At 60.1% G+C, this 15,724-nt stretch carries 9 protein-coding genes; 2 read left to right on the top strand and 7 right to left on the bottom strand.

Annotated features, from left to right (window positions below):
• Window positions 1-13: 13 nt before the first annotated feature.
• The 7 genes from ACYQ2I_RS00330 to ACYQ2I_RS00300 form a co-directional block, all read right to left on the bottom strand.
• On the bottom strand, window positions 14-1,498 hold the full coding sequence (locus tag ACYQ2I_RS00330; protein WP_460164989.1) for a sulfatase: 1,485 nt from the start codon (window positions 1,496-1,498) through the stop codon (window positions 14-16).
• 230 nt (window positions 1,499-1,728) lie between these two features.
• Window positions 1,729-2,574: a family 16 glycosylhydrolase gene (locus ACYQ2I_RS00325; RefSeq protein ID WP_460164988.1), complete on the bottom strand. Its 846-nt coding sequence runs from the start codon at window positions 2,572-2,574 to the stop codon at window positions 1,729-1,731.
• Window positions 2,575-2,709: 135 nt separating this feature from the next.
• Complete coding sequence (locus ACYQ2I_RS00320) at window positions 2,710-4,539, bottom strand: sulfatase-like hydrolase/transferase (protein WP_460164987.1); 1,830 nt, start codon at window positions 4,537-4,539, stop codon at window positions 2,710-2,712.
• A 343-nt stretch (window positions 4,540-4,882) separates the two neighbouring features.
• Complete coding sequence (locus ACYQ2I_RS00315; RefSeq protein ID WP_460164986.1) at window positions 4,883-6,226, bottom strand: Gfo/Idh/MocA family protein; 1,344 nt, start codon at window positions 6,224-6,226, stop codon at window positions 4,883-4,885.
• Window positions 6,227-6,591: 365 nt separating this feature from the next.
• Entirely contained in the window at window positions 6,592-7,869 is a 1,278-nt protein-coding gene (locus ACYQ2I_RS00310; RefSeq protein WP_460164985.1) for a DUF6786 family protein, read from the bottom strand.
• Between the two features lie 241 nt (window positions 7,870-8,110).
• Window positions 8,111-8,467 carry a 4Fe-4S binding protein gene (locus ACYQ2I_RS00305; protein ID WP_460164984.1) on the bottom strand — a complete coding sequence of 119 codons (357 nt, stop codon included), beginning with the start codon at window positions 8,465-8,467 and terminating at the stop codon, window positions 8,111-8,113.
• Window positions 8,468-8,641: 174 nt separating this feature from the next.
• Window positions 8,642-9,676: an HDOD domain-containing protein gene (locus tag ACYQ2I_RS00300; protein ID WP_460164983.1), complete on the bottom strand. Its 1,035-nt coding sequence runs from the start codon at window positions 9,674-9,676 to the stop codon at window positions 8,642-8,644.
• A 1,509-nt stretch (window positions 9,677-11,185) separates the two neighbouring features.
• Here ACYQ2I_RS00300 and ilvB point away from each other — a divergent pair.
• Together ilvB and ACYQ2I_RS00290 are read left to right on the top strand one after the other, a co-directional pair.
• A complete protein-coding gene (gene ilvB / locus ACYQ2I_RS00295) occupies window positions 11,186-12,970 on the top strand; it encodes a biosynthetic-type acetolactate synthase large subunit (protein ID WP_460164982.1) in 1,785 nt (594 codons plus the stop codon).
• A gap of 206 nt (window positions 12,971-13,176) precedes the next feature.
• On the top strand, window positions 13,177-15,696 hold the full coding sequence (locus ACYQ2I_RS00290; RefSeq protein WP_460164981.1) for an SUMF1/EgtB/PvdO family nonheme iron enzyme: 2,520 nt from the start codon (window positions 13,177-13,179) through the stop codon (window positions 15,694-15,696).
• Window positions 15,697-15,724 lie beyond the last annotated feature (28 nt).

The following is a 15,724-nucleotide window of genomic DNA, read 5'->3' as shown; positions in this document are numbered from 1 at the left end:
ACGGCGTTTCGGGTCAATCTTCGGGACGCCAGGGCATCGGCCCGCCGGGCTTCGGTTCGAGGAACTTCGCGCCCACTTCCTTGTACCACGCGTGTAACTTGCGCCGCATGAGTTCGACGCGATCGGGCATGTCTGCAGCCAGATCGTGTCGCTCGCCGATGTCCTCGGCCAGATTGTACAGATGCACGCGGCCGTCTTCGAACCGCTCGATCAACTTGTAGTCGCCCATGCGAACGGCGCCGCCGGGAAATCCGCCCTGGTTGCTGTAATGCGGATAGTGCCAATACAACGCCTCGCGCTCGATGGTGCCCGACTGTTTCAACAACGGCACGATGCTCACCCCGTCGCGATGCTGTTCGGGGCGCAACGGCAATCCGGCGATCTCGAGGATCGTAGGATAGAAGTCGGTACTGATGACCGGCGTCTTGCAAACGCTCCCCGGCTTCGTCACACCGGGCCAGCGGACGATCCACGGTTCGCGGATACCGCCTTCGTACAACCATCCTTTGCCGCCGCGCAGCGGCAAATTCGAGGTAGGATGCCCCTCGGAAGTCGACAGCCCGCCGTTGTCCGACATGAAGAACACGACCGTGTCGTCTTCAAGCCCTAGTTCTTCGAGCTTCGCCAGCAATCGGCCGACGTTCGTGTCCATGCTTTCGACCATAGCCGCGTAGGTGGCGTGGGCTTGCAGCGTGCGGACCTTCCGCGGCTGGTTCGTCGGCCACACCTGCTCTTCTTCACCGAAGGCTTCCCGCTCGAGCAGCCCTAATCGCTTTGCCTTTTCTTCGTACTTCTTGACCAACTCGGGTGGAGCCTGAAGCGGCGTGTGCACGGTATGAAACGCCAAGTACACCAGAAACGGTCGATCGCGGAACATTTCCACGGCCCGGATGGCCTCGTCGGTCAGTCGCTTCGTGAGAAATTCGCCTTTCGGTCCGTCGGGCAATCGCGGATTCTGATGCGGGGCGAAGTAGCCCGCCGGCGAACCTCGATGGCATCCGGCGATGTTGATGTCGAACCCTTGGTTTTCGGGCCAATATTCTTCGGTCGGTCCCAGGTGCCACTTGCCGATGAACGCGGTCGCGTAGCCGCCGCTTTTGAGGGCCTCGGCGATCGTGACTTCTTCCAACGGCATCCGATCGTTCAACGGCGCCGGACGAAAGCGACCTTCGCGACGGCCCGAAAAGAAGTTCGTGCAGCCGTCGCGGGTCGGATACTTGCCGGTCATGATGCTGAACCGCGTCGGGCTGCATACGGGATTGGCCGCGTAGCCGTCGGTAAATCGCATGCCCGACGCCGCCAACGCATCGACGTTCGGCGTTTCGTAGAAGGTGTTCGGATTGTACGCGCCGATGTCCATGTATCCCAAATCGTCGACCAGAATAAAGACGAAATTCGGTCGACGATCTTTCGCCGCCGCCGAGTGCACCGCACCACACACGATCGACGCAACGACGATCACCGCCGACACCGGCACCCACAATCGTTTCGTTCGCATGGCATTCACCTATCGGCAAGAGACAACCGGTTCCTTTTCCGACAAAAAAGCAAATACATCCACCGACGCCATTCTAATTGCAGCAGGAACATCGCTCAAAAGTTCCGCCCCCTCGAGGGATGCCGCGACGGCGAACCGTTTCGGCGCTGCGCAACCGTGTGCAAGAACGACGAACGGGACGACCGCTCGCGGCGATCGCCCCGCGTCCAGGTGCGAATTCGATCTGTCGTCTATTCGGCGGGTACCAGTTTCCAGGCGTGAACGTAATCGTAATAGGTCGCATTGCGGGAATCGTCGGCCAACTCGTCGGGCGTGGGCGGCGTTTCCCAGTTGTACGTCTCGGTCACCAGGTTCAACCACATCGGACGATCGAACGGTGTTTCGTCGAACTTCGTACTGGGATGGATCGTGTACACGTACTTACCGTTGAGGTAGAAGTGAATCGTGTTCGGATCGACCCACCACACACCGTACACGTGGAATTCCTCTCCGGCCGGCGACGGCAACGGCGCATGGTCGCCGACCGCCTCGTCGAACTTTTCTCCTTTCTCCCAAACCCAGTGGTGCGTGTTCGAAAACATGCCCATGTGACGATTCTTCGATCGCTTGGGCGCGCCGACCGTCTCTTGCACGTCCAATTCCTGGGCCGTCTTCCGATCACCTTCTCGGACCGGTTTGTTCGAAAACCAGAAGGTCGACGACATCGAGACCTTCGACGCCTTCATGCGGACCTCGTAGTATCCGTAGTGCGCCTGGTCGCTTTTGGAGACGACCGCGCCGCCGCCGATCGTGTACGGACCGTCGGGTTCGTCCAACATGCGATTGCGGATCACCAGGCAACCGTCTTGGACCGAGACCGCCTCGGGCACGAATTTCGCCGGAGGACGCCCTTTCCAACGCGGATGATGGTCGTACCACTTCGTCTCGTCCAATCGGTCACCTTCGAAGTCGTCCCAAAAGGCCTCGTTGCGAACCCACTTGTAACCTTCGGGAGCAGGCGGCGGATCGGCCGGGGCCTGCGAATTTGTCAATCCAACGATCATTCCGGTAACGATCACCCACATCAAGCGGCGCATACTCAACCTCCTCTTCCTGTCAGGCGGGAACCAATATGGATGTCAAGGTAGGAACACACGGCGGGATCGGCGATGCCGCGTCACCCCGAAGGCGGCACGGCATCACCGGCGGAAACCGGGTTCGCCGGTCCGCAATCACTTCACAGGCGGGATTAATTCCGGCGGGATCGCCAACTTCTTGTCGTCGGCCCCCGGCGCGAAATCGCTGATCGCGTAGACGTTCTCTTGCTCCCAATCACATTCGACACGACCGTCACCCAACACGATGAGTCCGAGCTTCTCGCGGAGAAATTCAACCAGCGGACGATATCGCGGGTCGTCGGCCACATTCCAGCGTTCGGCGGGATCCACCCGCAGATCGAACAATGCCGGTTCGACGTCTTCCAGCGGCGCATCGAGGGCCCAGCGAACGTCTTCCCCCGGTTTCAACCGGCGATTGGGGCGAGTTCGCATCGAAAAAGCGAACATATCGTTTCGCAAGTAGGCCCGCGGACCATACACGTGAGTCGATTCGCCCAAAACGTACTCGCGCTCGACGGCCGTCCCCGAAACGATCTCTTGAAGCGGAAAACCGTCCAAGTAGGCGTACGCGTCGCTGTGCACGTCCATGCCTGCCGCTTGGAAAAACGTCGGCGCGAAGTCGACATATTCGACATAGCGATCACACACGGTGCCTGCGGGAAATTCGCCTCGCGACGAGATCGCCACCACGGCGCATTGGTTCGACATGCGGTACGGCCCGAATTTGGCCTCGTAACCGTTTTCTCCCAGATGCCAGCCGTGGTCGCCGCAGGCGATCACGATCAAATAGTCTTCGTTACGGGCGCGACAATATTCCTTGAAACGATCGACGGCCTTGCCCAGCAGCCAATCGCCGTAGGCGCAAAACGCGTAGTAATCGCGAATCGCTTGCTGCTTTTCCTCGGGCTTGAGTTCGTCGATCTTCATCTTTTCATACAACGTCACCAACTGCGGCGGGAGGCGTTCGAGTTCCTCCTTGGAAAATTCGGGAACGCGATACGTCTTATCGGCAAAACGGTCTCGCCATTCCTTGGGCACCAACACCGGCGTATGCGGAAAATGAAAGCCCAGGTGGATGAACAGCGGCTTGTCGCCGGAGTTGTCATTGCCGTCCAAAAAGCTCTCGAAGGCCTGCTCGATGCGTGCGTCGAGTGTTCCGTCGGAACCTTGCGGACTTTCGCCGCCGATGATCAGCAACGATAGTTGCCGCGTGTATGCGCGCAGGATGTTCAAACGCTGTTCGATTTCGCGGCGTGCTTTCAAGTCCTCCTCGGTAAGGGGACCATCGGTCCGCTCGACGTAATATTCGACGTGCGAACCGTCAGAAAAATACCAGTGTTCTTTGGTATCGACGACTCCTCCCTTCTTCCAAAGGTTTTGCTTGAGGAAATCGGTGATCCCCTTGCGCGCGAGGTCGCGATCCATGTCGACGTTCACCGTGTAGTGGCCCGGATCGTTCCAGGTCAAACCCGGCCCCCATTCATTGATCCGCACGCCCAATTTGCCGAAGCGGGCGGTCAGATACCCTTCTTCCCGCAAAATCTGCGGTACCGTCGGCGGACAGATATCGGCCCGATTGTGCGCCCGATCGAAACCGTAGATACCGTTGTGGTGCGGATACTGCCCCGTGTGCATCGATGCACGAGAAGGCGCACATCCGGGCGAGTTACAAAATGCGCGGGTAAACAAGACACCCTCGGCCGCCAGCCGATCCCAGTTGGGCGACTCGACATACCCGAGAGGGCTTTCCGCCTTGCCCGTCACGGCGCGATTGTAACAAGCCAACGAATCGGGACGCTGATCGTCGGTGATGATCCATAAGATGTTCGGCGGACGCTGCGACGTCTCGGCGGCATTCACGCCTGCCGTCCACGAAAACACTGTCACCGCGGCGCAAAACCACCCGAAAAGCCGAAGCTCGATCGACGGATTCCTCAGAGACATGACAAACTCCGAAAGGCGAAACCAAAGGCGGGAAACAAGCGGTCGTCGTGCGACAGGACAAGCGTGTCCCGAAAGGCGACCGGGTGGGCGACCGAACGCGTGGGTCGTCCTTTTATTATGATTCCCGACTCCGTTTCGGCGCACCGCCGAACATGCTTTTTATATGCATTGTTCGCTGTTTTGACGGATCCACGAATCGCTTTGGTTTCTGTTTTGCGCCGTCTCGCGGTTATTGTGACCGCAGGGAAAGGATTCCGGCCGTTCGTTCCGCGCATCGGCGCGCACCGGAAGCGATGATCCGGAGCGTCCTTGCTGACGCAAACAGAAACATGCCTGATCGATTTCAATAAGGCTTCGTGACGCCGGGAACGGCCGACGGGTATGCGCCGTTCGCATCCGGCAGCACCGGCGGCGTCCCGTCCCATGCGTACCGGTCGGGCACCAACGCCGTTTCCGAGGCGATGGCGTCATCCCAGAGGATGCGTTGCCCCGAATACGTAGCCATGCGGCCCATGATCGCGGTCATCGTGCTCAGCGCCCCGTACTCGGCCTCATTGTGATCAAGGTCTTCCCGCACGGCCTGGAAAAGAACGTCGTGCTCGACCTGGTACGGATTCTTCTTGACCCAGCGGGCCTCCCATTTGTTACCGCCGGCTTCGATGCGGCAAGCGGCTTGACCCAATTGCGCGGCACCTTTCGTGCCGGTGACGAACTCGGCGATCGAGTTCCAGCAGTTCGGGGTCTGGCGGCAATAGCTGAACATCTTGGTGCCGTCGGCATACGTGAATTCGACGGCGTGATGATCGAAGATTTCGCCGTGTTCACGTCCGTTGCGCCATTGACGGCCGCCCATTCCTTGAGCTTCCACGGGGTGATCCTGCATGATCCAGTTGCACACGTCGATGTTATGCACGTGCTGCTCGACGATATGGTCGCCGCACAACCAGGTGAAGAAGTACCGGTTGCGGGCCTGGTATTCCATTTCGGTCATCCCCGGCTCTCGCGGGCCCAGTGCCGAACCGGTCGGGCCGTTCCAGTAGCACCGCAGATAAACGGGATCGCCGATTGCGCCGTCATGGACACGGGCGATCGTCTCTTGGTACAGACCGTGGTGATGCCGCTGAAGTCCGACGCCCACTTTCAGGCGCTTTCGTTTGGCCGTTTCGTTCGCCTTCAACAGACGACGAATCCCCGGCGCGTCGACGGCCACCGGCTTCTCCATGAACACGTGCTTCCCCTTTTCGACGGCATACTCGTAATGCTCGGGCCGAAAGTGCGGAAACGTCGTCAACAACACGACATCTACGTCGCTGTCGATCGCGTGGCGGTACGCTTCGAAACCGACAAACCGACGTTCCGGCGGCACGTCGATGCGGTTCGTCAACGGATCGGTCGGATCTCGATCGTAGTTCTTGGCCAACCCCGTCTGCAACGAATGGAGGCAATTTTCGATCCGTTCGGAAAACAAGTCGGCCATCGCCCACAAGACGACCGGCCCTTCGGTGTTCAACGCCTGTGCAACGGCGCCCGTGCCGCGGTTGCCGCACCCGACGAGTGCGATCTTGAGTCGATCGCTGCCGGCGGCATGGACGGCGGGAATGCATGTCGAGGCCAACGTTCCGGCGGCGACGAAACCGGCCGAGCGAACCAGAAACCGGCGGCGGCTGTGTTTTTTCTTCGCGTTCACAGCAAGGCTCCTTCATTTGTTGTGTTGCGTCCGTCCCCCCACAACGCCATTTGCGCAAATCACATTCACGGTACTTGCCGATCTCGAAGCGATCAAAAGTTTTCCACGCGTAATGGGGGAGATTTCATTGAGTCTTCCATCGCCGCGGCAATCTCGCAGTGCGGAGTCCCCGGGGCAAGAACGAAACGAGGGTGGAAAGCACCGACTGCGCGAGACGCTGCTTGCCGCGACGAACGTTTCCCGCTCGAAGGCCGTTCCGTCAGCCGCAGGAACTCCCGACGCGATGCCTAACAAGCACGAATCTCGTCGGCCACCGAGGTCTTAGCGGTGCCTTCCACCCCGAATCGTGTCGTTGTGAGGGCGACTCAGTTACCGAACATCGTCGCGCGAACCGTGTCGAGATCGACGCCCAAGACCGCCTTGGCGATCTCCTTCAGTTCGGCGTAGTCACCTTGAATATGCAACGTGCGGTGATGATGCACAAGCGACTCACCCGTCTTCAACTCTTTCGCCGGCGAGAGCGATTCGATTTCGTAGAACGGTCCCAGCCCCGGCTTGTCGGGACCGGCGGGTCCGTCGTTGTAGCTGTTCGCCACGTCGCCTTGGTACGGTTTCTCTTGCGGCAGCTCCCACAGGTTGTTCATGTACAAGGCCTTGGTCGGGTCGTCGGGCATCGTGAACGAGACGATCGTCAGCACGTTGTTCTTGAAGTCCATCGAACCGAGGACGTTCTTCGCCCGCTTTTGCGAGGTACCGATCTTCGACCGATAGTTGCCGTCGCCGAGGAAGAGAATGGCCTCGGGCAAGATTTTCAGCCGTTCCGGCGGGATCTCGCCGAAATAGTCGGACTGAACGACCGGCCCCAGCTCGGCTTCGTCGCCCTGCTTATAGGGCACGATCACGACCGTTTGCGGACCGGCGTTCATCATGCCGAGAATCCAAATCGAGACGAGCCCGGCGTCCTTCGTCATCGGCTCGCCGCGATTCACGATGCGGTTGATCGTTTCGTAGGCGACCGTCTTCACGTCGTCATCGGCCAACTTCGCCGCAACGTCGGAACCGAACAGCGATTCGAGGTCCGAAGACGTGAGTAGCCGAACATCCCGCGTCACGTCCACGCGAATCTTGGTTCCCGACGCATTGACGACTTCCATTTCGCGGACCATGCGGTAGAACGGGTCGGAGTCCTTCGAGACGACCTTCCACGCACCCTCGTTCAAGGCGGGCGGCGTGTACCAGTTGTCGAGGTTTTGCTCGGCACCTTTCTTGAACCACAGGCTGAACTGGCCGCCTTCGGGCGAAAGCCAGAAGCGGTCCTCACCGCCGTAGTTGTTGAATCGCACGTCGGGTTTCCCGGCGTCGATGAACGCCTTGTTGATGAAGCCGTAGCTCAGCCCGTCCAATCCGTCGCACGACGAGGTCATCACGCGTCCTTGCCAGTCCGGTGTAATGAGGACGCGGGCGCCCTTGCCGTCGGTCAGTTCGACCACCTGTGTGTGCTGCACCAAATATTGCCGAGCTTCACCGTAGCTCATCGCTTCCCCTTCCGTTTCCTCTGCCGATGTTGCGAGAGCAATCCCCCCGGCCAGGACGACGCTCAACCCGAACACCAATACCCTTCCGAACCATCGATCGCTTTTCATCGGACGATCACCTCACTGAACAAGAAGAATCCCCCACGATGCACACAAACGGTTCCGCCGCAAAGCGAAAGCCGCCTGTTTTACACTCGAGTGCGTCACCTGCACGCCGGATCGCCGTTCGGCAACACCTATGTTGTCGACAAGCCTTCACCGAGGGCGATCGTCCGGCGTCCGGCCGAACCCTTTCGCCGATTTGCGTTCGGCTCGCTCCATTTGTAACCCACGCCGAAAGAATCCTCAATCACCCAAACTCGGAATTCGACCGTTCCGTAGATGCGCCGGCCTTTGGGCGGTCGTTCGATGCATCGATCGTATCGCGGGCGACCATCGAAATCGCGTCCCAAGGACAAACCAAAAGCGGAAACTCACCGCGTTTGCGCGGCAATCGAATGCACCACCGGCACGCAATACAGCGGTCCACGTCGATCTCGCACCAACTCATCAATCCCGACCGATCGCCGGGCGGATAACACTTCACGATGCAATCGACCGGACAGACGGCGACGCACGCCTCGCAACCGGTGCAGGCATCGCGATCGATGAACGCCGTCAAGCGAGGGCGTTTTTTGGAAGGATGCGGTGTCGCCGAAGCGCTCATGCGAAACGTCTCGTCGCAAGAATTTCATGCCCAATACGGGTCGAACGCCGGAGTTCCGAACCTCCCCCGGCGCGCAGCCTATTCTACCCGCATCGTGCCGACGCCCGAAAGCGTTCCCACGGCGCCGAGCACGCCGCAACGCGAAGCAAGAGTGCGCATGACCGATAGAACACGTCAGTAACCGTAGTCCTGCTGAAAGACGGCGGTCATGCTGTCGTAATCGACCGAGGTTTCGATGGCTTCTTTGCGGAAGCGGCGTTGCGCTTCGGCCTTCAACTGTTCGCAGTCGATTTCACCTTCAAGCTCGACGGCAAACATGTCGGCCGCGTCGGCGATGTCTTCTTTGCATTCGATCGCCAAGGTGATGAAGTCGTCGACCCCGATATTGAAAAACCGATGCAGGTACTTGCGGGCCAACGGCAGCAAGGGCGTGTCGGGCGTCCACAGAACGTCGGCCAGCAATGTGCCGCCGAACACGGCGCGATGAATGAGATTGTCGCCGGTAGGCAAGACGTGATGATTCTCGGCCACCGTGGGCAACGGCTGCGGAAGCCCCCAGCGGCGCAACAACGCGGCCCCCAGCACTCCGTGATGGAAGCCGTAGGTCTCGATCTCGGCCGAACTCAGCTTCGTGCCGTGCGGTTTCTCGAGATACAACGGCACGTAGTTGTCGGTATCGATCTGCGAAAGCGCGAGCACACCGATATCGGCAAGCAAACCGGCCGAATACACTTCGTCCACGGGGATCTGATAACGATCCTGGCACAAATGGCTGCCGGCGACCGCCGTCGTCAGCGCCCGACGCCAGAAATCCTGATAGACCTGCACGGGAGTTCCGCGGGTCAAGCGATCGACCAGCCCGAAGCTCAACACCGCCAACCGCAACGAGCGGGCGCCCATGATCATCAACGCCTGGCGCAAACTCGATATTTTTTGCGGCAACCCGTAACAGGCCGAATTCACCAAGCGCAGAATCGACGCCGCCAATGCCGGATCGGCTTCCAAGTGCCGTTCGATCTCGTGGACGTCGAATTCGGGATCCTTGAGCAGATTGAGGACGGTCCAGGCCACCGCAGGCGACGAATGCAACTCGTCGATCGAATCGATGAACCGATCGACGCGCTGTCGCGCCTCGTGATCCACACGACGTTCCTGCCGCGTCATACCGTCGGCCCCATTCCTGACGTTGCTGTCGGAGTAAGCAGGCACGCTTGCGCCTCCCGGTCGATTGTTCCCGCGTCGTCGGAATCGTCGGTGCAGAACTCGTGGTTGGGAAATCGGCCTTGCCCCTCGGCGATGCCGAAGGCGACTCACCCTTCATTCGAAGAGGCGGCGCCCGCGTTTTGTGCCGATAAAACCGATTCGTAAGCCTCGTACAGACACCCACAAGACACAATCTGCGTCTGGGTATCCATCCGAAGCCTAGCTTATTTCGTCGCTTGCGGGGGAATTCGACGGTCGATTCTGAAGCCCGGAAGAGACGTCACCTTAGAACGGCGTCCGCGCATTCGGCACGGCGAAAACGATCGACAATCGAGAGGGGTGATTTCCGCGCAACCACCCCGAACGCGGGTACATTTCCAGGGCAAAAAAGCTTGCTGCCGGTAAAGTCATCCTCGCCCGAGCAGCCATACCTGATCGCGTCGCAATCCCGTTGTTTTGCCTTTGTGTACGATGCTTCCCTTGGAGAGATACCGGGTGTCGGGTCGAAACGAATAAACGGCTCCTGTCGAGGCGGCCGCAAAACCGGGGGGTGACGAAACCTCGGTTGTCGAACCGGCCGTCTTCGGTGGGCCGCCACCGTGATTCGACCGGCAACGAGGCAATTCCGTTTGCATCCCACGTCGATTCGAATCACACTACCCCCAAAGCGATCCCAATACGACGGACAGGCTGGTTACCCCCTTTATACCACCAGAACTGGGCAAAAGACGGATCGTTCTCTCAACCGTTTCCGGTACGAGACGAACGATTCCCGATGTGTCCTCCCGGCACCCCTGAATTTCCCACGCATCGATGACCCCTGTACCCGATCCCCCCGATCGGGCACACCTACCGGAAGTCCGACCGTTTTTCGGAGCAACCGAATATCACGCGGCGAAAGTGTCGCGCGGTTTGCGTTCGTGCGAAGCAAACGCGATCGGTAGTTTCGCCCCTGGAAACGGAGAATCCGTCCCGCCCGAAACACGAGCAGGTAATCCCAGAAGCCCATTGCAGAACTTGCGACGGTATTCGGCTGACTGAGGATTCCCCTCCCCGTAGCCGAACCGTTCGCCGAGTTCCTCGCGATGGCAGCCCCAAAGCTCGGGGATGTGCGCCGTGATGGTTGTTACCGCGACCGCCACCATCACACCAACCGCATCCCCGAGCGGTTTTTTTTGCGCCGTCGGCACGGGCAACCGTATTGAATTAGCCCAATATAGCCTGTTGCATACCACCTTGCAGGGGTGGTGGCCGCATTGAAAAACACCGGTAACAGGGGTATCCTTAAACGTTTCGGATATCCGTCGAGGCGGGGGAGCGTATGCGCCGAACCGGCACTGCCTCGCCGGTGTCTTCGCGGTAGGACGGATCACAATCCCCCTCCAGCGAGTTACCGAGAGATGGACGACTTCGGCATCGGCCGGGGAACGTCCATTGTTACGTTGCCGAAACGGGCGGCAATTTGTACCGCTTGCATCCATATTTGCCTTTGTCCTTGCGAAGGAGACTGAATCGGTGTCCAGCACAGCGACGACTTTCACGAGCCGGACCAATCCTGCGGGCGAACTGGTCAGCGGGGCCGATATCGTCGTCCAATCGTTGGTCAACCACGGCGTGGATACCGTATTCGCTTATCCGGGCGGGGCGAGCATGCCGATTCATCAGGCCCTCACTCGCTTTCGCGATAAAATCCGCGTGATCCTGCCGCGACACGAACAGGGCTGCGGCTTCGGTGCTCAGGGCTATGCCCGCTCGACGGGCAAGGTCGGTGTGTGCATGGCCACCAGCGGTCCCGGCGCCACAAACCTGTTGACCACCGTTGCCGATGCAAAACTCGACAGCGTGCCGCTGATCGCAATTTCGGGCCAGGTGGGCACGTCGGTCATCGGAACCGATGCCTTCCAAGAAACGCCCATCGTCGAAGTCTGTCGCAGTGTGACGAAGCATCATTATCTGGTCACCGACGTGAACGACATCGCTCGCGTGTTCCGTGAAGCCTTTTACGTGGCGGGAACAGGGCGGCCCGGGCCGGTTTGGATCGACCTGCCCAAGAACGTTCAGTTGGCGCAAACCGTGCCCGACTACGACGCTCCCATGGACCTGCCCGGCTACAAGGTCGTCGAGCACCACGCACCGCCCGAAAAGATCCAAGCCATCGCCGCGGCCATCCGCCACGCGCGGCGGCCGGTGATTTACGCCGGGGGCGGCGTGATCGCGGCTGGTGCCGCCGACGAATTGGCCCGCTTCGTCGAGAAAACGAAGATCCCCGTCACGATGACGGCCATGGGCCTGGGCGGTTTTCCCGGCGATCATCCGTTGTCGCTCGACATGCTCGGCATGCACGGCAGCATCTACGCGAACTATGCGGTAAACGAAGCCGACCTGCTGTTGGCGTTCGGCGCGCGTTTCGACGACCGCGTGACCGGTAAGGTGCCCGAATTCGCCAAGCATGCAAAAATCGTCCACATCGACATCGACGCCTCGGAAATCAACAAGATCAAGCCGGCCGATATCGCCGTCGTCAGCGATTTGCGGTACGCCTTGGCCGAACTGAACAAGATCGTCCAGCCGCCCGAAGACCTCTCGGAGTGGCACGCACAAATCAAAGAGTGGAAAGAAACAGAGCCGTTCCGCTATAAAGAACGTCCCGATGCCATCCTGCCGCAGCAGGCCATTCATGAATTGTGGAAGCTGACGAAGGACCGTAATACGATCATCGCGACCGGCGTGGGCCAGCACCAAATGTGGACGGCGCAATTCTATAAGTTCCGCCGTCCGCGAACGTGGTTGTCGAGCCTCGGTTTGGGCACGATGGGCTTCGGCCTACCTGCCGCAATCGGTGCGAAGGTGGCACACCCCGATGCGTTGGTCATCGACATCGACGGCGACGGCAGCTTCCAAATGAACATCCAAGAGATGGCCACCTGCCACTGCGAGAAGATTCCTGTCAAAGTGCTGTTGCTGAACAACCAGCATTTGGGAATGGTCGTCCAGTGGGAAGACCGTTTCCACGCGGCGAATCGTGCGCACACGTACCTCGGTCCGATCGACCATCCCGAAGCGGTCGGCCGCGGCAACGGACTGGCGCCCAGCGAGCGCTACCCCGACTTCGTCACGATCGCAAAAGGTTATAACTGGCAAGCGCGGCACGTCTCCAAGCCCGACGAACTGGTCGACGCCCTGACCGAGATGATCGAATCGCCCGGGCCGTTTCTCCTCGACGTCGCCGTTCCTTACCAGGAACACGTGCTGCCGATGATTCCCTCCGGCATGACCGTGAGGGAACTCATCCGCGAGTGAGTCACGCAGCCGGCACGGCGGGCTGATTTTCTTGATGGCCTCGCACAGCGAAACGCGGGCGCGGCAACGCTTCTTTCGTGTGCAGGCGCGACGCCTCCTCGACGCGTCACCAAGCTGCAAACCACCAAGGGGCGGTGTATACTTTACTTTGTAGACACCATCACGCCCTTGTTCGTCGGGGAAGCATATCTAGAGAGGAGGCTCGCATGCGGCGCATCAATGCCGTCGTTGTTCGCATTTTGTTGCCGATCGTCGTGATCAGTGTGGTCATCCCGGCGCCGCTTGTTTCGGCAGCCGACGTCGAAACCACGCTCACCGACACCGGCCGGTTGCTCGAAGCCCGCTACAGCAAGCTGTTCGACAACCTGCAACAGGAACTCAGGTCTCGCATTCCGCAGGAAACGGCGACGCCCGAACGCTTCCTCGCCGACGATTCGCGCGATGCCGCATTGGTGCGCTGCGTGGTTCTGCTGGAAGCCACGCCGCGAGGCCTGGCGGCGTTCGCCCAGCAAAGCCCCGCGCATCGCGAACTCGTCGATCGCTTGCTTGCCGATCCCGCATTGCTGAAAGAAATGCTGATCGCCGACGGTGCCGCAGCCCCGCCCCAAGGTCGCGGATACGGTCCGGCTCAATACGGGCCGGCAATGGAAATTTACACGGCGATTCGCCAGACGAGTCCGCGTGCGGCGCAGGGGATCTTCCATCGGCTCGCCTTGGCCATCGCCCTCGAACACGCGGTGCCGGTCGCGCAATCGAATCCCGAGGCGCAAACCGACGCTCCGACGTCGGTCGGTCCCGTCAAGCGCTACTTGCACTACGAAAAGGCATATCTCGACGGTGAACTCGATCCGGCCTTCGATCGGCTGAGTACGTGGGAACTGCGTTTCGTCGTCAACGGCGACGAGCCGGACGAAATCCTGAGCTGGGGCCGCGAAATGCTTCGCAATTATCGACCCGATCACATCTACACACCCAACTATGGCTGGCGCTACGTGGGTATCGTGAGAACCGACGTCAAGTACGGCTCGGAAAACGTCAAGTTCGATCGCCCCGAACTGCAAAAGTATCAGAACATTCTGATGAACGGAGGCGTGTGCGGACGGCGTGCCTTCTTCGGCCGGTTCATTCTGCGCGCCTTCGGCATCCCCACGATTGCCCGACCGAGTACCGGTCACGCCGCCTTGGCGCACTGGACCCCGCAAGGCTGGGTCGTCTGCCTCGGTGGTGGTTGGGGGGCCGGTTGGACGAAAACACGTTACCGAAAAGACCTCGACTTCCTGGCCACGACGCAAGCGCGTCGCAATCCGGAGGCCTTTGTGAAAGTAAAGCGGGCACAATGGATCGCCGACGTGTGGGGAGAGCAACGCGTCTACGGCGAACACGACGGCACGCCCGGCTTCTGGAACGCCGTCGCCCTGCGAACGCAGCGGGCTGTCGTCGAGGCATCGAAGACCGAACCGCTCGCCGCGCTCGGCGAGGAACTGGGCGAGGCCGACGAGCCGACGACGCTCGAAAGATTCATTGCCGCGGCCGTTCCGACCAATGCAAAGCAAATCACCTACGCGGCCGACGGCACGATCTTGATTCCTGCCGCGGCGCATACCAAGCCGGGACGCAATACGTCGGACGTCGTCGCTATGAAGAGTTTCGACGGCGGAATCCAAGTCTTCCTTCCCCGCTTTTTCCCCGAAGGAAAAACGATCCTCCGCGGCGGCACGTGGAAAGGTGATCCCGACGCTTGCACCTCGGGAAAACGCATGCTCAGCGGAGGCTACGGCAAATACGAAAACTGGGGATTCCGCGTGGCCGTGACACCGCGCAGCAACACACCGCCGCGCGAATTGAAGCTCGACTTGGGCGACGGCGTCACGCTCGAACTGGTGTACATCACCCCCGGTACATTCATCATGGGCGGGGAAAACACCGTCGAAGGTCGTTTCGAGTGCGTCGAGGTGCCGAAGCACGAAGTCACCCTCACCCGCGGCTATTACCTGGGCAAATACGAGGTGACACAAGCCCAATACCAGGCGGTGATGGGGACGAATCCGAGTCGTTCGACCAAGGCACCTGATTGCCCGGTCGACAACATCGGCGAGTCGGACGCCGTCGCCTTCTGCACGAAGCTGAGTGAAATGACCGGGTACGAGGTCCGTTTACCGACCGAGGCCGAATGGGAATATGCCGCCCGCGCCGGAACCACCACCAAATGGTTCTTCGGAGACGATCCTTCCTTGTTACACGAGTACGCCTGGTACAAAGAGAACGCCGAAGCCAAGTCGCACCCCGTCGGCCAAAAGAAGCCGAATCCGTTCGGGTTGTACGACATCTACGGCAACGTGTGCGAGCGCGTCGCCGACAAGTACGACCGCAACTATTACGCCCAAAGTCCCAAGGTCGATCCGACTGGTCCTCAGCCGGGCACGAAGTCGCACCTTGAATACGTGATTCGTGTCCCCCGCAGCGGCACTTACGCCCTGTCCGCCCGCGTGGTCACCGTCGGGTATGGCCAACGGCTCAACGTGTCGACCGACGGCGGCAAGACGAGTCGAACGATCGAATTACCGTTTACCGCCGGCATGTGGCAAGAGACGGCACCGATCCCCGTCTCGTTGACCGCGGGTGAAAACACGCTCACCCTTTGGCGCGACAAGCCGCCGCAACTAGGAATGGTCGTCAAGGCGTTCACCCTGAAACCGATGGATGCCGTGCCGTCGTCGGGCCGTTGACAAGCGGCAGCCTCGTCGGCGCGGATTG

This window comes from Thermostilla marina (assembly GCF_054657455.1).
The sequence above is the reverse complement of the archived record's forward strand: the minus strand, read 5'-3'. Positions and strand labels throughout refer to the sequence as shown.